The 21,971-nt window shown below is 42.0% G+C and carries 19 protein-coding genes; all 19 read left to right on the forward strand.

The features are described from left to right. Positions 1 to 220: 220 nt before the first annotated feature. The 19 genes from rpsB (at position 221) to AB6T38_RS00200 (ending at position 21,928) form a co-directional block, all read left to right on the forward strand. Positions 221 to 952: a 30S ribosomal protein S2 gene (rpsB, locus tag AB6T38_RS00110; RefSeq protein WP_372545243.1), complete on the forward strand. Its 732-nt coding sequence runs from the start codon at positions 221 to 223 to the stop codon at positions 950 to 952. Positions 953 to 1,101: 149 nt separating this feature from the next. Beyond that, entirely contained in the window at positions 1,102 to 1,974 is an 873-nt protein-coding gene (gene tsf / locus AB6T38_RS00115; RefSeq protein WP_372545244.1) for a translation elongation factor Ts, read from the forward strand. Positions 1,975 to 2,118: 144 nt separating this feature from the next. Next, positions 2,119 to 2,862 (forward strand): UMP kinase, encoded by a 744-nt coding sequence (gene pyrH, locus AB6T38_RS00120; protein ID WP_303474457.1) that lies wholly within the window; start codon positions 2,119 to 2,121, stop codon positions 2,860 to 2,862. A 48-nt stretch (positions 2,863 to 2,910) separates the two neighbouring features. After that, on the forward strand, positions 2,911 to 3,468 hold the full coding sequence (gene frr, locus AB6T38_RS00125; RefSeq protein WP_372545245.1) for a ribosome recycling factor: 558 nt from the start codon (positions 2,911 to 2,913) through the stop codon (positions 3,466 to 3,468). A gap of 26 nt (positions 3,469 to 3,494) precedes the next feature. Further along, positions 3,495 to 4,223, forward strand: coding sequence for a polyprenyl diphosphate synthase (gene uppS, locus AB6T38_RS00130; protein WP_372545246.1), 729 nt, complete (start codon positions 3,495 to 3,497; stop codon positions 4,221 to 4,223). Between the two features lie 31 nt (positions 4,224 to 4,254). Continuing rightward, positions 4,255 to 5,118 (forward strand): phosphatidate cytidylyltransferase, encoded by an 864-nt coding sequence (locus AB6T38_RS00135; RefSeq protein WP_372545247.1) that lies wholly within the window; start codon positions 4,255 to 4,257, stop codon positions 5,116 to 5,118. Continuing rightward, a complete protein-coding gene (gene ispC / locus AB6T38_RS00140) occupies positions 5,118 to 6,299 on the forward strand; it encodes a 1-deoxy-D-xylulose-5-phosphate reductoisomerase (RefSeq protein ID WP_372545248.1) in 1,182 nt (393 codons plus the stop codon). Before AB6T38_RS00135 ends, ispC begins: the two co-directional genes overlap by 1 nt. After that, a complete protein-coding gene (gene rseP, locus AB6T38_RS00145) occupies positions 6,299 to 7,645 on the forward strand; it encodes a sigma E protease regulator RseP (protein WP_372546025.1) in 1,347 nt (448 codons plus the stop codon). Before ispC ends, rseP begins: the two co-directional genes overlap by 1 nt. A gap of 62 nt (positions 7,646 to 7,707) precedes the next feature. Continuing rightward, positions 7,708 to 10,173, forward strand: a complete 2,466-nt coding sequence (gene bamA / locus AB6T38_RS00150) for an outer membrane protein assembly factor BamA (protein ID WP_372545249.1) — start codon at positions 7,708 to 7,710, stop codon at positions 10,171 to 10,173. 79 nt (positions 10,174 to 10,252) lie between these two features. Then, entirely contained in the window at positions 10,253 to 10,768 is a 516-nt protein-coding gene (locus tag AB6T38_RS00155) for an OmpH family outer membrane protein (protein WP_372545250.1), read from the forward strand. A 14-nt stretch (positions 10,769 to 10,782) separates the two neighbouring features. Further along, positions 10,783 to 11,817: a UDP-3-O-(3-hydroxymyristoyl)glucosamine N-acyltransferase gene (gene lpxD, locus AB6T38_RS00160; protein ID WP_372545251.1), complete on the forward strand. Its 1,035-nt coding sequence runs from the start codon at positions 10,783 to 10,785 to the stop codon at positions 11,815 to 11,817. A gap of 39 nt (positions 11,818 to 11,856) precedes the next feature. Further along, the gene (fabZ, locus tag AB6T38_RS00165; protein ID WP_348492524.1) at positions 11,857 to 12,303 is read left to right on the forward strand and encodes a 3-hydroxyacyl-ACP dehydratase FabZ; all 447 of its coding nucleotides are present in this window, start codon (positions 11,857 to 11,859) and stop codon (positions 12,301 to 12,303) included. Between the two features lie 3 nt (positions 12,304 to 12,306). Next, complete coding sequence (gene lpxA, locus AB6T38_RS00170) at positions 12,307 to 13,077, forward strand: acyl-ACP--UDP-N-acetylglucosamine O-acyltransferase (protein WP_372545253.1); 771 nt, start codon at positions 12,307 to 12,309, stop codon at positions 13,075 to 13,077. Between the two features lie 54 nt (positions 13,078 to 13,131). Further along, the gene (lpxB, locus tag AB6T38_RS00175) at positions 13,132 to 14,310 is read left to right on the forward strand and encodes a lipid-A-disaccharide synthase (protein WP_372545254.1); all 1,179 of its coding nucleotides are present in this window, start codon (positions 13,132 to 13,134) and stop codon (positions 14,308 to 14,310) included. Further along, positions 14,303 to 14,902 (forward strand): ribonuclease HII, encoded by a 600-nt coding sequence (rnhB, locus tag AB6T38_RS00180; protein WP_372545255.1) that lies wholly within the window; start codon positions 14,303 to 14,305, stop codon positions 14,900 to 14,902. The genes lpxB and rnhB overlap by 8 nt, the downstream gene beginning before the upstream one ends. Before the next feature lie 55 nt (positions 14,903 to 14,957). Continuing rightward, positions 14,958 to 18,377 carry a DNA polymerase III subunit alpha gene (dnaE, locus tag AB6T38_RS00185; RefSeq protein WP_372546026.1) on the forward strand — a complete coding sequence of 1,140 codons (3,420 nt, stop codon included), beginning with the start codon at positions 14,958 to 14,960 and terminating at the stop codon, positions 18,375 to 18,377. Positions 18,378 to 18,415: 38 nt separating this feature from the next. Further along, entirely contained in the window at positions 18,416 to 19,372 is a 957-nt protein-coding gene (gene accA, locus AB6T38_RS00190) for an acetyl-CoA carboxylase carboxyl transferase subunit alpha (RefSeq protein WP_348492518.1), read from the forward strand. A 57-nt stretch (positions 19,373 to 19,429) separates the two neighbouring features. Beyond that, a complete protein-coding gene (gene tilS / locus AB6T38_RS00195) occupies positions 19,430 to 20,737 on the forward strand; it encodes a tRNA lysidine(34) synthetase TilS (protein ID WP_372545256.1) in 1,308 nt (435 codons plus the stop codon). Positions 20,738 to 20,932: 195 nt separating this feature from the next. After that, positions 20,933 to 21,928, forward strand: a complete 996-nt coding sequence (locus AB6T38_RS00200; protein WP_372545258.1) for a branched-chain amino acid aminotransferase — start codon at positions 20,933 to 20,935, stop codon at positions 21,926 to 21,928. Positions 21,929 to 21,971: the final 43 nt, after the last annotated feature.

A 21,971-nucleotide genomic window follows, 5' to 3' on the forward strand; every position in this document is an offset into this window, starting at 1 on the left:
TGGCCCGCCTATCGCTTTTTACTTGCGTGACAGGGTGTAGCATGGTATAAAGCGCACCGCAAATTCAATAGCGTGATTTTAGGCTATGAATTAATGCGAAATTAACTAATAACACACATACATCGACACATTTGTCGGGGTGTCTGTTTCGGGTTTGCCGCCTGAACGGATCGATAGATGGGATGTATGGAGGCCTAACCCCAATTTGAGGAAATTAATAATGGCAAACGTATCTATGCGTGACATGCTCCAGGCGGGCGTGCACTTCGGTCACCAGACTCGTTACTGGAACCCAAAAATGAAACCTTTCATCTTTGGTGCTCGTAACAAAGTTCATATCATCAACCTTGAAAAAACAGTACCTTTGTTCAATGAAGCATTGAACTACATTAGCGGTGTTTCTGCTAAAAAAGGTAAAGTTCTTTTTGTAGGTACTAAACGCGCAGCTAGCGATGCAGTTAAAGAAGCAGCACAGAAATGTGACCAATTCTACGTTAACAAGCGTTGGTTAGGTGGAATGTTGACTAACTGGAAAACAGTACGTCAATCAATCAAGCGTTTGAAAGAGCTAGAGCAACAGTCTCAAGACGGCACTTTCGAAAAGTTGACCAAAAAAGAAGTATTAATGCTTCAACGCGAAATGACTAAGCTAGAAAGCAGCTTAGGTGGTATCAAAGACATGGGTGGTCTTCCTGACTGTTTGTTCGTTGTTGATGCTGATCATGAGCACATTGCAATCACTGAAGCACGTAACTTGGGTATCCCTGTTATTTCAGTAGTTGATACTAACTCTAACCCAGATGGTGTTGATTACATCATTCCTGGTAACGACGATGCAATTCGTGCTGTTCAATTGTACTTGAACGCTGCAGCTGACGCTGTAAGCCAAGGTCGCGAACAAAACCTTGAAGTACAAGCTGAGAAAGACGATTTCGTTGAAGCAGCTGAGTAATTAAAACGTCACGACTTGCTTGTCGTGAACGTGTCATCTTTCTGTGACGTAAGTGCAGTAAAATGACAAACATCTCATCAGGGGCGGTAATTATTTACGGCCCCTGTTTCTTAAGTTAAGAACCATTTATAAATGCTGAGGAAACCAAAATGGCAGTGACAGCAGCCCTAGTAAAAGAACTTCGCGAGCGCACCGGCGCAGGCATGTTGGATTGTAAAAAAGCATTGGTAGAAACCGACGGTGATGTCGAGCTAGCAATTGAAAATATGCGTAAATCTGGTCAAGCAAAAGCCGCTAAAAAAGCTGGCCGTATTGCAGCCGAAGGCGTGATCATGACTAAAGTTGCTAATGGTGTAGCAACTATGATGGAAATCAACAGTGAAACTGACTTCGTTGCTCGCGATGATGGTTTCTTAGCCTTTGCTAACAAATTAGTTGATGTTGCTTCTGCAAATAAAATCAACGACATGGATACGCTTAATAACAGCGAAATCGATGGCGTTACTGTTTCTGATACACGTGACACTCTAGTAGCAAAAATTGGCGAAAATATTTCTCCTCGTCGTGTTATTTCTGTTGAAGGCGACAACCTTGGTGCATACGTGCACGGTGGTCGTATCGGCGTAATCGCTATTTTAAATGGCGGTGACGAAGATTTGGCAAAAGACATCGCGATGCACATTGCAGCGGCTAGTCCTCAGTTTGTTAAACCTGAAGATGTTCCAGCTGAAGTTGTAGCGAAAGAAAAAGAAATTCAGCTTGAAATCGCTATGCAATCTGGCAAGCCTGCTGAAATCGCTGAAAAAATGGTTATCGGTCGCATGAAGAAATTCACTGGCGAAGTTAGCTTGACTGGTCAGCCTTTCGTTAAAGATCCTTCAAACACTGTTGGCCAACTTTTGAAATCTAAAGGTGCTGACGTTATCAACTTCGTACGCTTCGAAGTTGGTGAAGGTATCGAGAAGAAAGAAGAAGATTTTGCAGCTGAAGTAGCAGCGCAAATGGAAGCGGCGAAGAAATAATTGAGCCTTTCGCTTTTGCGAAAAGCCAATGTCATATAAACTATCGGCACCTCAATATGAGGTGCCTTTTTATATGTACTATTTACGCGGATAAATTTAGCGGGTTTGCACCCCTTATCCAATTGACTAAGGAATTGCCAATAAATGAGTATCGCACCAAAATCTGCATATCGAAGAATTCTGCTAAAGTTAAGTGGTGAAGCCCTTATGGGTGACGAAGGATTCGGTATCGACGCCAAAGTTCTAGATAGAATGGCCCAAGAAATCAAAGAATTAGTTGAAATGGGTGTGCAAGTAGGATTAGTAATTGGCGGTGGAAATTTATTTCGCGGTGAAGGGTTAGCGAAAGCTGGGATGAATCGAGTCGTAGGTGACCACATGGGTATGTTGGCCACAGTAATGAACGGTTTAGCCATGCGTGATGCTCTCCATCGAGCATTTGTAAATGCCCGTTTAATGTCAGCCATTCCACTTAACGGTGTGTGTGATGCATACAACTGGACTGAGGCCATTAGCCTTTTAAAATCTGGGCGTGTAGTAATTTTTTCTGCTGGCACAGGTAATCCATTTTTTACCACTGATTCAGCGGCCTGCTTACGAGGAATAGAAATAGAGGCGGATGCTGTACTTAAAGGTACTAAGGTCGACGGGGTATACAATGATGACCCAGTGACGAATCCAGAAGCCGTATTACTTAAAAACGTAAGTTATCAAGAAGTTTTAGAAAAAGAATTAAAAGTCATGGACTTAGCTGCCTTTACCTTGGCTCGCGACCATAGCTTGCCTATTCGCGTCTACAATATGAACAAACCAGGCGTTTTACGTCGTGTTGTTTTAGGTGAAGATGAAGGGACAACAATTTCCCATCAAGGCACAGATAATCAATAACAACGATCTAAAAAAACGATTAGAATTATAAGAATTAGGGAGATTGCAGTGATAAATGAAATTCATGATGATGCAAAACAACGCATGGAAAAAAGCATCAGTGCACTGAAAAGCCAGTTAAGTAAAATTAGAACTGGTCGCGCTCATCCAGCGCTCTTAGATAGCATTATGGTGCCATATTACGGTGCCGATACACCACTTAAACAATTAGCTAATATTTTTGCCGAAGATGCAAGAACACTAGCCTTAACGGTATTTGATAAAAGTGCAGCTGCGGCTGTGGAAAAAGCGATTATGCAATCTGACCTTGGATTAAATCCAATGAGTTCAGGAGCTGCTATTCGAATTCCTTTACCACCGTTAACAGAAGAGCGTCGTAAAGACCTAATCAAAGTAGTTAGAAACGAAGCTGAGCAGGGGCGTATTGCTTTACGTAATATTCGCCGCGATGCTAACGCTGATCTTAAAGAGTTGGTGAAAGAAAAAGAATTAAGTGAAGATGACGGCCGCAGAGGTGAAGAGTTAATTCAAAAATTAACCGACGAATTTGTAAAAACCATCGACGGCGCTTTGCAAGATAAAGAAAAAGAGTTGATGGAAATATAACCTTTAAGGTTAATTCCTATTCCCTTATGAGTAATCTAAATACCCCAAAACACGTTGCCATTATTATGGATGGCAACGGCCGTTGGGCAAAAAAGAAAGGTAAGATCCGCACTTTCGGCCACAAAGCCGGTGTTGAGTCTGTGCGATCTGCCGTTCGTTTTGCCCGTCAAAATGACATAGAGTCACTTACCTTGTTTGCATTTAGCAGTGAAAATTGGAATCGGCCCGCAGAAGAGGTGGGTGTATTAATGGATTTATTCAATTTTGTGCTAAATAGCGAAGCCAAAAAGCTAAATAAAAACGATGTTCGATTAAAAGTGATCGGTGACACATCACGCTTCGATAACAAACTTGTTGAAAAAATTAGAAAGGCCGAAAAACTCACAGAGCATAATAGTGCATTAACTCTCAATATTGCAGCCAATTACGGTGGCCGTTGGGATATTTTAAATGCCGCTAAAGCATTTGCTAAACAAGCCGCAGATCAAGGTTTGAATGTAAACAATGCTGAAGAAGCTGATTTTAACCAGTTTATGTCTTTAGCTGATCAACCTGAACTTGATTTGCTCATTCGTACTGGTGGTGAACACAGGATCAGTAATTTTTTAATGTGGCAATGTGCTTATGCTGAACTTTATTTTACTGATACCCTTTGGCCAGATTTTGATGAGCAGGCATTTCAGCTTGCTGTAAATGATTATTCCGAACGTCAAAGGCGTTTTGGTATGACAGGAGAGCAGGTGGAAACGAAATGATCGTGTTTTTCCCCAAGCTCAAAGGCTAATTATGTTAAAACAGCGAATAATTACAGCAGTTATTTTAGCTCCTCTAGCGTTAATTTGTATTTTATTTCTACCATTACTGGGCTTTGAATTATTTATAGCCCTAGTGGTCGGTTTAGGTGGATATGAATGGGCTAATATGTCGAGTATTAAGCCTAGACCGCAAAAAGCAATTTATGCGTTTTTCATTCTTTCTTGTTGCCTTTTCTTAGTTTACTGGGTACCAACACAAAATATTTGGTATCAAGGTGCACTAAATAGCCTGTACGTATATATTCTAGGTGTAGCAGCAATTTGGTGGTTTGTTTCCTTACTCATGATAATTGCGTATCCGCGCTTTTCATCAATATGGCGAACCAGTAAGGCCATACGCTGCTTATTCGGCGTATTTACACTAATTCCTACCTTTGTTGCCATCGTTTCCCTACGCTCACACATGTACGACATCGACCCATTGTATGGCGTGTCACTCATCTTTTATGTATTAGGAATTGTTTGGGCCGCAGATATTGGAGCCTTTTTTGTGGGCGTTAAATTTGGACGTCACAAATTGCGTCCTAATGTTTCTCCGGGAAAAACCCTTGAAGGTTTAGCTGGCGGCATCGCAGCTTCTACGGCAATCATTGCTTTTGCTGCTCTGCACTACCAAGTAGATCCAGGGAGAATTTGGATGCATGTTTTAATTGGTGGCTTGACGGTAGGCGTTTCCGCATTAGGTGATTTAAATGAAAGTATGTTTAAACGCTGCGCAGGAATAAAAGATAGCGGTAAAATACTGCCAGGTCATGGTGGAATTTTGGACCGCATTGATAGTCTCACTGCTGCATTTCCAGTGTTTGCGTACTGCTATGTTTTGTGGATGGCATAATGCAGAATATCGCGATTTTGGGGGCTACAGGCTCTATCGGTCAAAGCACATTAGATGTTGTTCAACTTCACCCTGAAAAGTACAATGTGGTTGCATTAACTGCCCACTCCAATGTTGACAAACTCATCTCTCAAGCATCTCAGTTTCAGCCCGATTATCTCGTCATTTCAGATGCGAAATCTTACGGGACTGCTCAACAGGCAGTGAAAAGCGCTCAGTTAAATTGTGAGTTATTAGTAGGTGAAGAAGGCTTGTGTCAAGTTGCGTCTGCTTCTAATGTCGATAGTGTCATGGCTGCAATTGTTGGTGCAGCAGGTTTATTACCCACATTAGCGGCAGTTAAGTCGGGTAAAAAAGTTATGTTGGCGAACAAAGAAGCATTGGTAATGTGTGGCGATATTTTTATTCAAGAAGTGAATAAAAGCGGCGCGCAATTGTTGCCAATCGACAGCGAACACAATGCTATCTTCCAATGTCTCCCCAGAGATTTCGAACATGGAGATTTAGCTACATCAGGTATCGCCAAAATATTGTTAACCGGTTCTGGTGGCCCATTCTTAAATCGTGCTTTAGATCGCTTTCAAGATATTACCCCAGACCAGGCTTGTGCCCATCCTAATTGGGATATGGGGCGAAAAATATCTGTAGACTCGGCCACTATGATGAATAAGGGGTTAGAGTTTATCGAAGCAAAATGGCTATTTGGCTTAAAATCGTCAGATATTCAAATAGTATTGCATCCGCAAAGTATAATTCATTCCATGGTGCAATATGCTGATGGCTCAGTGCTGGCACAAATGGGCAACCCGGATATGAAAACACCAATTGCTCACTGCTTAGCCTTTCCTAATCGTATTTCTGCAGGGGTCAAGCCGTTAGATTTTTCCACGTTAGCCGATTTTAGTTTTCAGGTTCCTGACTTTCAGCGTTACCCAAACTTGAAACTGGCAATTGATGCCTGTGATGCAGGACAACATGCAACAACCGCATTAAATGCTGCCAATGAAGTGGCTGTAGAGGCATTTTTGTCGCAGCAAATAGGCTTTACTCAAATTGCGCAAGTAAATGAAGAAATGCTGCAGCGCATCGAACAGCAACAATTGCACGACATAGAGGGGATTTTGGCTGTAGATAAAGAGGTTAGGATCCTTGCAAAACAATTTATAGGAAGCATAGTTTGATTTTTGAGTTTATTCGTAACCTTTCCGCATTTGTTGTTGCCCTTGGGATACTTGTTGCCGTCCATGAATGGGGACATTTTTGGGTTGCGCGTCGATGTGGCGTGAAAGTGGAACGGTTTTCCATTGGTTTTGGTAAAGCGTTATGGTCACGTACCGATAAACTTGGGACTGAGTATGTTATTGCCGCTATTCCCTTAGGTGGTTACGTTAAAATGGTCGATGAGCGGGTAGAGCAGGTCAGTGAAGCCGATTTACCCTACGCATTTAACCGACAACATGTACTCAAACGCATTGCCATTGTTGCCGCCGGTCCAATGGTCAACTTTATCTTTGCGATTTTTGCGCTCTATTTGATGTTGTTGATTGGCGAACAATCCGTTAAGCCCATTGTTGGCAATATTGAGCCTAATTCTATTGCTGCTCAAGCAGGCTTCGAAGAGCGAGATCAAATTACTCATATTTCTGGGCATGAAACCAACGATTGGCAAGCAGTAAACTATGAAGTTATGCGGCTTATTGGTAATTCTGACACTCAAGTGCAAGTAATAAGCAAAGGTGGTTACAGTAAAGTATTAGATTTAGACTTAACAAACTGGCAATTTGACCCAGAAACCACTTCTCCAATGGCGAGCTTAGGGTTTGCTCCATTTCGAACCAATCCCACAAAACAGCTGGCTTTAGTCAGCGAATCTTCGCCAGCAGCCCAAGCTGGATTGCAAGTGAATGACATTATTCTCAAGTTTAATGGAACTACTGTGGCAAATTGGGAACAAATAGTTGAGCTGATAGAGCAGCACCCAAAACAAAATGTTACTATCACCATAGATAGAAATGGAGTTGAGCAGCAGGTAGCAGCGACTATTGGTGTGAAACCAGATGATCCTGATACAGGTTTATTAGGGGTAATAACCTATTTAGAACCTTATCCTGAAGAATATTTATTTCACAAACAATACGGTCCAATTGAAGGTCTATCTGAAGGAATAAGTGAAACTTGGCGACTCGTAACATTGAGTTTTAACATGATTGGTAAGCTTTTTACCGGTGATGTTTCGGTTAAAAGCCTAAGTGGGCCCATATCGATAGCTCAGGGGGCGGGTATGACTGCTAGCGCTGGGATTGTTGCATTTTTGAGCTTTTTAGCGCTAATTAGTGTGAATTTGGGAATTATTAACCTTTTCCCTCTTCCAGTGCTTGATGGTGGGCACTTACTCTATTATTTTATAGAGCTTTTAACTGGGCGACCGGTTCCGGAATCCGTGCAGGAAGTTGGATTTAAAATTGGCGGGATCATCTTGTTACTGTTAATGACAGTAGCTTTTTATAATGACATTGCGCGTTTATAGTGTGGATGACACAAACTACATTGCCGAAGTAGGCTATGAGTGCTTAGGAAGAATATTAATAAATGAAGTTTAAACAGTTAGTTGTAGCCGGATTAATATGGTCCAGTGCTAGCTTTGCATTAGCTGCTACAGACCAAGAGTTTGTCGTATCCGACATCAAAGTTGAAGGTTTACAAAGGGTTGCTTTGGGAGCCGCACTGACCTATTTGCCTGTGCAAGTAGGTGATACCATGAATAGCTTCCGCTCGGCTCAGTTGATTCGCAGCCTGTATTCATCTACTCACTTTGAAAGTATCGAAATTCTTCGTGATGGCAACACTTTGGTGGTTAAGGTAAAAGAGCGACCTACCATCAGTAATATTATCTTTGACGGCAATGACGATATAAAAGATGAACAATTACAAGAAAGTTTGGACGGCAATAATATCCGCGTCGGTGAGCCATTAGATAAAACCGTTTTAACTGGAATAGAAAACGGCTTAAAGGACTTTTTTTACAGCATTGGTAAATACAATGCTGACGTAAGTGCCATTGTAACCCCACTGCCTCGTAATCGAGTCGATTTGAAGTTACTGTTTGAAGAAGGCGACTCTGCCAAAATTCAACAAATTAATATTGTGGGTAATGAAGTGTTCTCTGATGCTGAGTTACTTAGACAAATGGAATTAAAATTCGATACACCATGGTGGGACTTTTTGTCTGAAACGCGGTACCAAAAGCAAACCTTATCTGGTGATATGGAAACCTTAAGAAGTTACTATCTGGATCGCGGATATTTACGTTATCAAGTAGACTCAACACAGGTTTCCATGACACCAGAAAAAGACGGTATTTATGTCACAATGAATATCTCTGAAGGTGAACAATACACCATCTCCGAAGTGGATTTGATTGGTGATTTGCTGGGTAATGAAGAGTATATGCGAGCAGTATTACCTCTTACCGCTGGCGAGTTGTATAACCAAGCTGAGGTAACATACACTGAAGAGTTCTTCAGTAAATACCTGGGTCGTTTTGGTTATGCTTATCCTACTGTTACTACCATTCCAGAAATAAACGATGAAGATAAAACCGTTAAATTAACCTTATCGGTGGACCCTGGTAAGCGTATTTACGTGAACCGCATCACCTTTGAAGGGAATACCGTTACCGCTGATGAAGTACTACGTCAGTCTGTGAGTCAGATGGAAGGTACTTGGTTATCAAATAGCTCTTTGGAGTCATCTAAAAATAACTTGTCACGTTTGACCTATATGGAAGAAGTGGATTTCGAAACCATTCGTTTACCAGGTGAAGATGACAAAGTTGACGTGGTGTATAAAGTGAAAGAACAAGCGTCAGGTTCATTTAATGCCGGTGTGGGTTACGGTGATAGGACAAAACTAAGCTTACAAGCGGGTATTCAGCAGGATAACTTCTTAGGAACGGGTAAGCGCTTAGCATTTAATGTGAGTACGGTTTCCTATCAAAAAAGTATACAGTTATCTTACACAGACCCCTATTTCACCATTGATGGCATCAGTTTGGGTGGCAATATCTCATACAGTGAGTTTGATGCTGGTAGTGCAAACCTCGTTCAATACAACAGTAAACAATATTCTATTGGTATTAATGCGGGTTATCCAATTAACGAATTTAACCGTATTAACTTTGGCCTGAGCTTCAGTGATGTTGAGCTATCTCGACGTAGCAACTACGAGCAAACCGATCGTTTCTATAACCAATTTGTCAACGAAGAAGATCCAGATGCGCCTATTGATTATTCTAGTTTCTTAGCTTCAGTGTCATGGACTCGTAGTACCTTAAACCGAGGGATTTTCCCCACGGCTGGTTCGTCACAAAGTGCTTCATTTAGTATTACGACCCCGAATTCGGATGTAAATTATTTCAAATCTATTTTTGATACGAAATTCTACTTCCCTCTAACGCGCGATCAGCGCTGGTCTGTACTAACTCGATTACGTGCAGGTTACGGTAACGGTTATGGTGAAACAAATGGGATCGAACAGATATTACCATTCACTCAAAACTTTACTGCAGGTGGTAGCGATACCTTACGTGGCTTCGAAAATAATACCGTTGGACCCCGCGGAGTGCAGTTAGCGCCAACCAGTATTATTGGTCCTGACGGCGACATTATCTTGTTAGGTCCCGAATCTGATCAAGTTGCCGTATCTTCTCGTTCCTTAGGTGGAAACGCGATGTTACTTGGTGGCGTAGAGTTAATTGTGCCTACCCCCTTTGTAGGTGAAGAGTTTGATAATTCAGTGCGCTCTAGTTTATTCCTTGATGCCGGTAATGTGTGGGATACTGAATTTGACTATAGTTTATATCGTGATTTAACTCAGATAAGCGAAGATCCAGTAGCCGATTATGGTGATTGGACTCGCTATAGAGCTTCTTACGGAGTTTCTGTACAATGGCTTTCGCCAATGGGACCAATGGTGTTTAGTTTCTCTAGAGCTTTACAAGAACGTGTTGGAGACGACGTAAAATTCTTCTCTTTCAACATTGGACAAACGTTTTAAACGCTATTTTAAACAAAGATTCTTAATCAAATACTTAGCTTGAGCTAAGAACGTAATTTAAACCAGAAAGGAGTTTCCCTTGAAACAAATATTTAAAACCTTAGTTGTTACTGCACTTTTAAGTAGTGCTTTATTAAGTTCAGCTGCTTTCGCAGAGCAGAAGATTGCTGTTGTAAGCCGTGAAGCTGTGATTCAGCAAATGCCGCAAGCAATTGCTAGCCAACAAGCGTTACAAATTGAATTTAAAGACGAAGGTTCAAAAGTGGATGCTATGCGTCAGAAGATCGCTACAGATCTTGAATCACTTAAGAAAAACGCACCCACTATGAGTGAAGCGCAAATCAAAGCAGAACAAGAGCGTTTACAAGCTGCTAACGCTGAATTTGAAGCACTTGCAAAACCTTTACAAGAAAAACTTCAACAACGTAGACAAGAAGAAAACACTAAAATTGTGACTATTCTTCAACAAGCTATCCAAGCCGTTGTTACAGAAGAAAAAATTGATATGGTTTTAGATAGACAAGCCGTAGTTTTTGCAACTCCTCAATATGATATTTCTGAAAAAGTATTGAAAAAAGTTAGTCAAATGAAGTAACTACCGGAGCCTGTATGCAGTCACTCAGTTTAAAACAATTGGCAGATCTTATTGGTGCTACCATCCATTTATCTGGCAATGATACTGAAGATACCCAGATTAATAGTTTGAGTACATTGGCAAATGCGGGCATTGGTCAGATTTCCTTTTTGTCGAATAGCAAGTATCGTAGTGATCTGGCTGACACCAGAGCACAGGCTGTTATTTTACATCCAGATGAGTTATCCAATTGCCCATGTACAGCGCTGGTTCATGCAAATCCATATGTAGGATTCGCGTTAATTGCACAGGCACTTGATTCGACTCCCGATGCCGCATCAGGTATTCACCCATCAGCCGTTATCGCAGATGACGTCATAATGGGTGATAATGTGAGCGTGGGAGCCCAAGCCGTCATCGAAACAGGGGTTGTGCTAGGCGACAATGTTCAAATAGGCGCGGGTAGCTTTGTTGGTAAAAATTGCCGTTTAGGTAGCCAAACCAAAATTTGGGCTAATGTCACCCTTTATCACAACACGATTATGGGCGAAAACTGTTTAGTGCAATCTGCTACTGTTATTGGTAGTGATGGTTTTGGTTATGCCAATGAAAAGGGTAAATGGATTAAAATCCCTCAGTTGGGACGTGTAGTTATTGGGGATCGTGTAGAGATTGGGGCAAGTACTACAATCGATCGCGGTGCTCTAGAAGACACGATTATCGCAGATGGTGTGATAATTGATAATCAAATACAAATTGCACACAACGTAGAAATAGGCGAAAACACGGCTATGGCAGCATGTTCAGTTATCGCCGGTAGTACAAAAGTGGGCAAGAATTGTAGTGTTGCAGGTTTATGTGGCTTTAACGGACATATTGAAATCTGTGATAACTCACACTTTACTGGAATGAGTATGGTTACGAAAAGTGTAACTGAACCTGGCTTGTATTCCTCTGGTATACCAGCGGTGCCAAATCTAGAGTGGCGTAAAAATGCGGTTCAACTCAAGAAAATTTCGTCTATTGCTCAACGTGTCAAAGTTTTAGAAAAACAACAAACTACAAAGTGATTGGGTTGACACCCATTACTTCTTAAAGGAGATCAGCCTTTGGCCGACAATTTGAACGCTATCGAAATCGAAGAAATCATGGAACTTTTACCCCATAGGTATCCTTTTCTGTTGATTGATAGGGTGACTGAGTACGTTTTAGGTGAAACCATTAAAGCCTATAAAAATGTTACCTTTAATGAGCCTTGTTTCACCGGTCATTTCCCCGGAAAACCCATATTCCCTGGTGTGTTAATTCTTGAAGCCATGGCGCAAGCTGCTGGCATATTAGGGTTTAAAACTGCAGGTAATAGTGATGAGTTATACCTCTACGCCGGTATAGATAACGCTCGCTTTAAACGCCCGGTTGTTCCCGGTGACAGATTAGATTTCGATGTATGTGTGGTCAAAGAAAAGCGCGGTATTTGGAAATTCAAAGGCGTAGCCAGCGTAGATGGTCAAGAAGCATGCGTAGCTGAATTTATGTGTGCAATGAGGAAGATGTAACCTGTGATCCATGATACAGCTATTGTGCATCCGTCTGTTAAATTGGCATCAGACGTTGAAATTGGTCCCTATTCCCTTATTGGTGAAGATGTCGAGATAGGAAGTGGAACGGTTGTTGAGTCACATGTGGTTATTAAAGGCCCATGTATAATTGGTAAAAACAATCGTTTTTTCCAATTCGGTTCCATAGGTGAAGAATGCCAGGATAAAAAATATGCTGGCGAGAAAACACGACTAGAAATCGGTGATAATAATGTTTTTCGAGAATCAGTTACTATTCATCGAGGTACTGTTCAAGACAAATCCCTAACCAAAATAGGTTCCAATAATCTATTTATGGCTTATGCTCATGTCGCCCATGATTGTGTTATTGGCGATGATAATATCTTTGCTAATAATGCAACTCTAGCTGGACATGTGCATGTTGGCAGTTCTGTTATCTTAGGTGGTAACACGGCTGTACATCAGTTCTGCAAAATTGGTTCTAATAGTTTTACCGGAGGCGGTGGGATTATATTGCGCGATATTCCTCCTTATGTAATGATCAACGGAATCGACAATACACCGGCAGGGATTAACTCTGAAGGCTTACGTCGCCGAGGGTTTGATAAAGAGGTAATAATGAGTATTAAACGTGCTTATAAAGTGCTTTACCGCAGTGGCAACCGCGCCGAAGAAGCCGTGCAAGAGTTACGCAAAATGGCCGAAACCACAAAAGAAGTGGGATTAATGGCAGAGTTCGTTGCAAACTCCAGTCGAGGAATCATCCGCTAATCCTAGTTTACATTCTAGTGTTTAGTTTTATCGCTAACTGCGAGCCAATCTGATATGTCTAAGCGTCCATTAAAAATTGCTATCGTTGCCGGGGAAGCCTCTGGTGATGTATTAGCTGCTGGTATGATAAAACAGATACTAGCTATTCACTCAGATGCACAGTTTGAAGGAATTGCTGGGCCGAATATGCTCGAGCAAGGTTGTTCTACTTTGTTTGAAATGGAAGAGCTTTCTGTGATGGGGATAGTGGAAGTACTGTCTCGCATTCGTCGCCTATTATTTATTCGAAAAACGGTACTGCAACATTTTACAGATAATCCACCTGATGTTTTTATCGGTGTTGATGCGCCAGATTTTAACCTTCCCTTAGAAAAGAAACTCAAAAAGTTAGGCGTGAAAACAGTTCATTATGTGAGCCCAACGGTTTGGGCTTGGCGTGAAAACAGAATTTACGGCATCGCTGAGGCCACCAATTTGGTGCTCAGTATTTTCCCATTTGAGAAAGCCGTTTATGACAAACATGGCTTTCCCTGCCAATATGTTGGTCACACTATGGCTGACGACATTGACATTTATCCTAGTCAAACTCTCGCTCGCCAGCAATTAGATGGCGTAGTCTTGAGTAAAGACGCGAAAGTACTGGCGTTGTTGCCGGGCAGTCGCGCGGGTGAAGTGAACATGTTGCTTGAGGTTTTTTTGCGAAGTGCCAGTAAAGTGTGCGCGACAGTAGAAGATTTACATGTGGTTATTCCAGCGGTTAACGAACTTCGGAAAAATCAAATAGAAGACATCGTATCTGCATTTAAGAACTCGTCTGACTATCCCAAGAACATGCATATTTCTGTGCTTATGAGGCAATCTCGAAACGTTATGATTGCTGCCGATGGCATTTTACTCGCCTCAGGGACTGCGTCCCTTGAAGCAATGTTATGTAAGCGCCCTATGGTGGTTGCCTATCGTTTAAAATGGCTTACCCATCAAATAATGAAAGTCATGTATAAACCCAATTATTTTTCGCTACCAAATGTATTAGCTGATAAACCCATAGTCCCTGAACTGTTGCAAGAAGACGTTAATCCAGAGACCATCTCCGAATACCTTATCCCAATGTTTGCAGGTGATAGCCTAAAAATACCCGAGGAATTTGTGGGTTTACATAAAATGTTAAAACAAGATGCGGATAAACAAGCCGCTACGGCAGTCTTAAAATTAATCGGTGCTCAATATGAGTGATAACTATTTGATTGCCGGAGTTGATGAAGTTGGCCGCGGTCCTTTAGTGGGCGATGTTGTCACCGCTGCAGTAATATTGGATCCTAACAAGCCTATTCTAGGATTAAATGATTCTAAAAAGTTAAGTGAAAAAAAACGCAATTTACTCTTTGATGAAATTATTGAAAATGCATCGTCTTGGTCGATAGGACGGGCAAATCCGCAAGAAATTGATCAACTCAATATTTTACATGCCACCATGTTAGCAATGAAACGCGCAGTAGAAGGCTTGTCAATTCAACCTGATTTCGTCAAAGTAGATGGAAATCGATGTCCAGATTGGCAATACGCGAGTGAAGCTATTGTTAAAGGTGATGGTAGTGTTGCTGAGATTTCAGCTGCATCTATTATTGCCAAAGTGACCCGGGATAGGGAAATGGCAGAATTACATTTACAATATCCAGAGTATGGCTTTAATCAACATAAAGGTTATCCAACCAAAGCACATTTGCTGCGCTTGGCTGAACTTGGACCCACCAAAGAATACCGTATGAGTTTTAAACCTGTACAACAGGTTTTGATACAAAAAAATGGAGTTATCCATGCAGTCTGAAGTTTCTCAAGACGCTGTGAATTTTATACATTTGCGGGTTCATTCTGATTACTCGATGATGGATGGGCTGAATAAGATCAAGCCTATCCTTGGAAAAGTAAAAGAAATGGGCATGCCCGCTGTGGCAATTACCGACCAAATGAATATGTGCGGGTTGGTAAAGTATTATGATGCCGCCCATGCAAATGGGATCAAACCCATAATCGGTGCTGACTTTTGGGTGCAAAGCGAAGAGTTAGGTGACGAGTTATTTAGACTGACCTTATTGGCAAGCAATAATCAAGGCTATAAAAATATTACCCTGTTGATCTCCAAAGCTTATCAACGTGGTCACGTGCAAAACAGAGCCGTTATTGATAAACAGTGGTTGGTTGAGCATAAAGAAGGGGTGATTATTTTATCTGGTGGGTTGTCCGGTGATTTGGGGCAAGTTTTAACCAAAGGTAATATGCCCTTAGCTGCGCAAATTTCCCAGTTTTATGAAACCCACTTTGAAGATTGTTATTACCTAGAATTAACTCGTACTGGCCGTCCTGGTGAACAAGAATATATTCAACGAGCGACTGATTGGGCGTTGGAGCATGACCTGCCAGTAGTGGCCACCAACGAAGTGTGTTTTATCGCTAAAGAAGGTTTTGCCGCTCATGAAATTAGAGTGTGTATTCACGATGGTTATACCCTAGACGATAAACGTCGTCCTAAACTTTATAGTGAACAACAGTATCTGCGCAGTCCCGAGGAAATGTGTGAGCTGTTTTCAGATATTCCAGAAGCATTGCAAAATACCGTTGAAATAGCCAAGCGTTGCAACGTGACAGTAACTTTGGGTAAATACTTTTTGCCTAAATTCCCCACCGGCGGCATGTCAGATGCAGATTATTTGGTGAAAGTGTCTTGGGAAGGGTTAGAACGACGCTTAAAATTTTTGTTCCCAGATGAACAAGAACGGGCTGAAAAAAGACCCGAATACGACGAACGTTTGGAAATTGAGTTAACCGTTATTAACCAAATGGGTTTTCCCGGTTATTTCTTGATCGTAATGGAATTTATTCAATGGAGTAAAGATCACGGTATTCCAGTGGGCCCCGGCCGAGGGTCAGGTGCAGGTTCATTGGTGGCCTATGCCTTGGATATTACCGATTTGGATCCCTTGGAATTCGATTTGTTATTCGAACGTTTTCTTAACCCCGAGCGGGTTTCCATGCCTGATTTCGACGTCGACTTTTGTATGGACCGACGGGATGAGGTAATTGACCACGTCGCCGAGATGTATGGGCGTCAGGCGGTGTCACAAATTATTACTTTCGGTACCATGGCAGCTAAAGCCGTTGTCCGTGATGTGGGCCGAGTGTTAGGACATCCTTATGGTTTTGTGGATCGCATTTCTAAATTAATTCCGTCTGATCCAGGCATGACCTTAGAAAAAGCCTTTGCCGTTGAACCCAGATTGCCTGAGCTTTATCAAGAAGACGAAGAGGTTAAAGACCTCATCGATATGGCACGGATCTTAGAAGGCGTTACCCGTAATGCCGGTAAACATGCTGGAGGGGTGGTTATCTCTCCAACTGAGATTACCGACTTTGCGCCATTATATTGCGACGATGAAGGTAAAAACCCGGTTACCCAATTCGATAAAAATGATGTTGAAACTGCGGGATTGGTGAAGTTCGATTTCTTAGGGTTACGTACGCTAACGATTATTCAATGGGCCATAGATATGATTGCCGAAGGTCGTGGCAAACAAATTGACATCACGGCCATTCCTTTAGAAGATCCTAAGAGTTTTAGAACTCTGCTCAATTCAGAGACCACGGCGGTATTCCAGTTGGAATCCCGCGGTATGAAGGATTTGATTAAGCGTCTTAAACCTGACTGCTTTGAAGATATTATCGCTTTAGTAGCACTCTTTAGACCGGGTCCATTGCAGTCGGGGATGGTAGATAACTTCATTGATAGAAAGCACGGTCGAGAAGAGATTTCTTATCCGGATGCTGAATATCAACACGAGTGTTTAAAAGAAATATTAGAGCCCACATACGGCATTATTTTGTATCAAGAACAAGTAATGCAAATAGCGCAAGCTATGGCGGGTTACAGCCTTGGTGGAGCAGATATGCTGCGTCGGGCGATGGGTAAGAAAAAACCAGAAGAGATGGCCAAACAACGTAGTGTGTTTGCTGAAGGCTCGAAAGGCAATAATATCGACCCTGATCTCGCGATGAAAATATTCGATCTAGTGGAAAAATTCGCCGGATATGGTTTTAACAAATCACACTCAGCAGCTTATGCATTGGTGTCTTATCAAACCTTGTGGTTAAAAGCCCATTATCCAGCTGAGTTTATGGCCGCGGTAATGTCAGCGGATATGGACAATACCGATAAAATCGTCACCTTGGTAGATGAATGTAACCGTATGGGCTTAACCATATTGCCACCTGACTTGAATGCCGGACAATATAAGTTTACGGTAGATGAACAAGGTCGTATTGTTTATGGGATTGGAGCGATAAAAGGGGTAGGGGAAGGTCCTATCGAAGCTATCATTGCTGCCCGTAAAGAACATACTAAGTTTTCTGACCTGTTTGATTTTTGTGCTAAAGTGGATTTGAAAAAAATCAATAAACGGGTTCTTGAAAAGCTCGTAATGGCGGGTGCTATGGATAATTTAGGACCACATCGAGCCTGTATCATGGCGACGCTTCCTGAAGCCATAGCTGCTGCCGATCAACATGCTAAAGCGGAATCCCATGGTCAATCTGATATGTTTGGTTTATTAACCACCGAACCGGATCAAGTGGAGCAAGCGTTTGCAAATGTCCCTGAATGGCCAGAAAAAATATGGTTAGACGGAGAAAAAGAAACTCTTGGCCTATACTTGACAGGTCATCCAATAAATCAGTATGAAAAAGAGTTAAAACATTACAGTTCAGCTCGTTTGGTGGACTTAAAACCCACTAACAAAGATACAACTTCTGTTGCTGTTGGTTTAGTTATCGGTGTGCGTGTGATGACTAACAAAAAAGGGCGTCGTTGGGCGATTGTTACTTTAGATGATAAAAGTGCTCGAATGGATGCGCGCTTTTTCCCTGATATGTTTGAGAAGTACGAAGAATTGTTACAACCTGATCGAATTCTGCTGATTTCCGGACAGGTCAGCTTTGATGATTTCTCAGGTGGCAATACAATATCGGGTCGTGACGCTATGGATATCGTTCAGGCTCGAGAGAAAAATGTAAAATGCTTAGGGTTAGAAGTAGAATCTGACTGGTGTAACGATGAAAGAGTGGCTAAACTGCAAGCAATTCTGCAGAATTATCAAGGTGGGAGCTGCCCAGTTAATATGCGGGTTGTTCATCCCGATGCTGAAATGGTTTTAGCGTTTGGCGCACAGTGGTATGTGACACCAGAAGACCAATTAATTTATGAATTGCAGCAAATGCTACCAAAACAGGCGGTAGAGCTGCAATTTAGTTAACACCAATAGTGTGTTTGTAAACAAATATAAGGTTTGGAATGAGTTTGAATTATCTTGATTTCGAAAAACCTATCGCTGATCTAGAAGCAAAAATTGAAGAACTACGGTTAGTCAATCAGGGCGGTGAGTTTGATGTCGGTATTGAAGAGTCGATCACGAAGTTGCGGGAAAAAAGCGCAGAATTGACTGCCAAAATATTTTCCGATTTGGGAGCGTGGCAAGTTTCACAAATTGCTAGACACCCAATGCGACCTTATACATTGGATTATATTCCGCGTTTGTTTGAAGAGTTTGACGAATTAGCCGGTGATCGTGCCTTTGCTGACGATAAGGCAATAGTAGGTGGACTAGCCGATTTTGACGGTCAACCAGTGATGGTTATTGGACATCAAAAAGGGCGTGATACCCACGAAAAAATTCGTCGTAACTTCGGTATGCCTAAACCAGAAGGCTACCGTAAAGCCTTGCGTTTAATGCACATGGCCGAACGCTTCAACTTACCTATTGTTACCTTCATTGATACGCCAGGAGCCTATCCAGGGGTAGGCGCTGAAGAGCGTGGTCAAAGTGAAGCAATAGCTCGTAACCTGAAAGAAATGGCCGATTTAAGTGTACCTATTATCTGTACGGTAATTGGTGAAGGCGGTTCAGGTGGGGCACTTGCCATTGGTGTTGGTGACAGAGTCAACATGCTGCAATACAGTACTTACTCGGTGATTTCTCCTGAAGGTTGTGCGTCTATTTTATGGAAAAGTGCAGAAAAAGCGCCACTAGCTGCTGAAGCTATGGGAGTTAGCGCAGGACAAATTAAAGACTTAGGTCTGATTAACAATATCGTTGAGGAACCCTTAGGTGGTGCTCATCGTAATCATGATGCCATGGCTGCGAACCTTAAAGCGACGCTTAAACAACAATTGTCACAATTGTTGAGCTTGTCCAAAGATGAATTGCTCGAACAACGTTATGAGCGAATTATGTCTTTTGGTTATTGTTAACCTAAATACTACAGCGATTCGCAAACCGTCTTGTGTTTACAAGGCGGTTTTTGCCTTATGAACCTGCAAAACCACACTACTGAGCTAGTTTCTCAATTTCTAGAAGGCTCCCCCAAACAAATTGTTATTGCCTATAGCGGTGGCGTTGACTCCCACTTGTTATTGGTCACAGTTGCCGAATTGGTAAGCATCTATCCTGCACATCATTATCTTGCAGTGCATGTTAATCACGGCTTAAGTCCCAATGCTGATCAGTGGCAAAAGCACTGCCAACAAGTGTGTGACGAACTTAATATTCAGTTTAAAGCTCAACAGGTGAAAGTAGATGCTAGTGCTAACGGCGGGCTTGAAGCCGCTGCTAGGAAAGTTCGCTATCAGGCTCTAGAAGCCATGACTGAACACCATGGTGTGATTTTGTTAGGGCAGCATGTACAAGATCAATTGGAAACGATTTTACTGCAATTAAAACGTGGTGCTGGTCCCAAAGGCTTATCTGCCATGGCGCAATCAACAGTAAATGAAAATAGTATTACCCTTGCTCGACCTTTTTTAGAATTAGAAAAACAGGATATTGTGCAATTAGCCCAGCAAAAAGGCTTGCAATGGATAGAAGATGAGTCGAATCAAGATACCCGATTCGATCGCAACTTTTTGCGTAGCCAAATAATTCCACCTTTATTGGGACGCTGGCCAAACCTAGCATCTGCCGCCAATCGGTCTGCTCAGTTGTGTGCAGAGCAACAACAATTGCTTGATGAGGTTAATGCCAAACATTTACAAGCCATGGTTAATCAACGATTTGCCATCCATATCGGAAAATTACAAAGACTTTCTGAGGCTTGGCAAAACCAAATAGTACGGTTCTGGTTGGCTGAACAGAAAGTTGAAATGCCCTCTCAAACGGTGTTAGGCGAATTACCTAAGCTTCTTGGTGCCAAACCAGATGGCAATCCCATCATTGATATAGGTCTTTACCAGTTGCGACGCTTTAGAGAACATCTGTATTGTATAAAAAAACGAAAACCAGAGCTTGATGTCAAACTTACCTTAACTGCCAGTAACACCCGCTTGCCTAATGACTTGGGGCATTTACATATTGACGAAAAATACATTGACCAACTACTCATCGGTTCTCGCGCCAACAACCTGAAATTCAAACCACTTGGCTCGCCTCATTCGAAGTTATTAAAACAATGGTTTAAACAATGGGATGTGCCCGTTTGGGAAAGAGAGCGGAGCTTGATGTTATTTTGGCAAGACAAGGTCATTGCCGTGTTATGTGAACAACACATTATTTTTGCCAGCGAAATTCCCTGTGAACTTAGAACAATGCTTCACTTTCGACCAAACCCACCGCAACTTTGATTCAATTTTCGACGATTTTGGGTTTTCACGCTCACTCGTAGCTAATCATGAGCACTAAAATACATTTTTATCTCTTCAACGCTAGTGTTTGCCCCTGCTTCTAGCGTAAAATCAGTAAGATATTACATGCTGGGTTTAATTTTAAATTCTGTCGGTTAATTGACCTTATTCAAATATTGGAGAATTGAGACTGTTATGGCTGCATTTGGAACTGTTTTTATGCCTGAAATGGCACTTGCTACCTTTGAAAATAATCACTGGAGTAAGGCTGAATACGTCAGCGCTGAAAGTATACAGATGCATCCCGGAGCCCATGTCTTGCATTACTCCAGTACCTGTTTCGAAGGACTGAAAGCATTTCGACATAAAGATGGTAGCGTTAATATTTTTCGTATGGAAGAAAATATTAAACGTATGGCGCAAAGCTCTAAATTATTGTTTTTACCCGACTTTGATGAAAACCAATTGTCGAAAATGATTATTGATATGGTAAAAAAATACGCTGACGAAGTACCTCAGCCTCCAGGTTCAATGTATATCAGACCCACCCATATTGGTACTGAGCCATCTATTGGTAAAGCCGCTGCACCGTCAGCGACCTCAATGCTGTATGTTTTGTTATCACCAGTGGGGGATTACTTTGCTGGTGGCGCTCGTCCATTACGATTACTTCTAGCCGAAGACGGTATGCGTTGTGCGCCTCATATGGGCATGATTAAAAGTGGTGGAAATTATGCTAGTGCGCTAGGGCCAATATTGGAAGGCAAAGCGAAATTTAATGCTGACCAAATTTTGTTTTGTCCTGATGGTGATGTACAAGAAACCGGTGCTGCCAACTTTATCTTGATAGATGGCGATGAAATCATCACTAAAGCCTTAGATAGTTCATTTTTACATGGTATTACTCGGGCGACTCTACTGACCTTAGCAGCCGACTTAGGGATGAAAGTGAGTGAGCGTAACCTTTCAGTTGATGAATTATTGGAGCGCGTAGCCAAGCCGGGCACTGAAGCTGCACTTTCTGGTACCGCTGCGGTTCTGACTTCGGTTGGCACTTTAATCCATAATGGTAAAGATATTCAAGTGGGCAGTGGGGAAGCTGGTCCTAAGGCTAATAAGTTGCGTCAGGCGCTTAATCAAATCCAATGGGGCGAAGCACCTGATATCCATAATTGGTTAACTAAAGTCTAAGCTAATGCAGATGATGCAATTAGTCTGATTCCCTCAACTAATA

This window comes from Aliiglaciecola sp. SL4 (assembly GCF_041538045.1).
GTDB lineage: Bacteria > Pseudomonadota > Gammaproteobacteria > Enterobacterales > Alteromonadaceae > Aliiglaciecola.

What these genes read in the sequence shown, in the direction of transcription:
- rpsB (WP_372545243.1), top strand. Translation starts at nt 221, where the DNA reads ATGGCAAACGTATCTATGCGTGACATGCTCCAGGCGGGCGTGCACTTC.
- tsf (WP_372545244.1), top strand. Translation starts at nt 1,102, where the DNA reads ATGGCAGTGACAGCAGCCCTAGTAAAAGAACTTCGCGAGCGCACCGGC.
- pyrH (WP_303474457.1), top strand. Translation starts at nt 2,119, where the DNA reads ATGAGTATCGCACCAAAATCTGCATATCGAAGAATTCTGCTAAAGTTA.
- uppS (WP_372545246.1), top strand. Translation starts at nt 3,495, where the DNA reads ATGAGTAATCTAAATACCCCAAAACACGTTGCCATTATTATGGATGGC.
- AB6T38_RS00135 (WP_372545247.1), top strand. Translation starts at nt 4,255, where the DNA reads ATGTTAAAACAGCGAATAATTACAGCAGTTATTTTAGCTCCTCTAGCG.
- ispC (WP_372545248.1), top strand. Translation starts at nt 5,118, where the DNA reads ATGCAGAATATCGCGATTTTGGGGGCTACAGGCTCTATCGGTCAAAGC.
- bamA (WP_372545249.1), top strand. Translation starts at nt 7,708, where the DNA reads ATGAAGTTTAAACAGTTAGTTGTAGCCGGATTAATATGGTCCAGTGCT.
- lpxD (WP_372545251.1), top strand. Translation starts at nt 10,783, where the DNA reads ATGCAGTCACTCAGTTTAAAACAATTGGCAGATCTTATTGGTGCTACC.
- lpxB (WP_372545254.1), top strand. Translation starts at nt 13,132, where the DNA reads ATGTCTAAGCGTCCATTAAAAATTGCTATCGTTGCCGGGGAAGCCTCT.
- rnhB (WP_372545255.1), top strand. Translation starts at nt 14,303, where the DNA reads ATGAGTGATAACTATTTGATTGCCGGAGTTGATGAAGTTGGCCGCGGT.
- dnaE (WP_372546026.1), top strand. Translation starts at nt 14,958, where the DNA reads ATGATGGATGGGCTGAATAAGATCAAGCCTATCCTTGGAAAAGTAAAA.
- accA (WP_348492518.1), top strand. Translation starts at nt 18,416, where the DNA reads ATGAGTTTGAATTATCTTGATTTCGAAAAACCTATCGCTGATCTAGAA.
- tilS (WP_372545256.1), top strand. Translation starts at nt 19,430, where the DNA reads ATGAACCTGCAAAACCACACTACTGAGCTAGTTTCTCAATTTCTAGAA.
- AB6T38_RS00200 (WP_372545258.1), top strand. Translation starts at nt 20,933, where the DNA reads ATGGCTGCATTTGGAACTGTTTTTATGCCTGAAATGGCACTTGCTACC.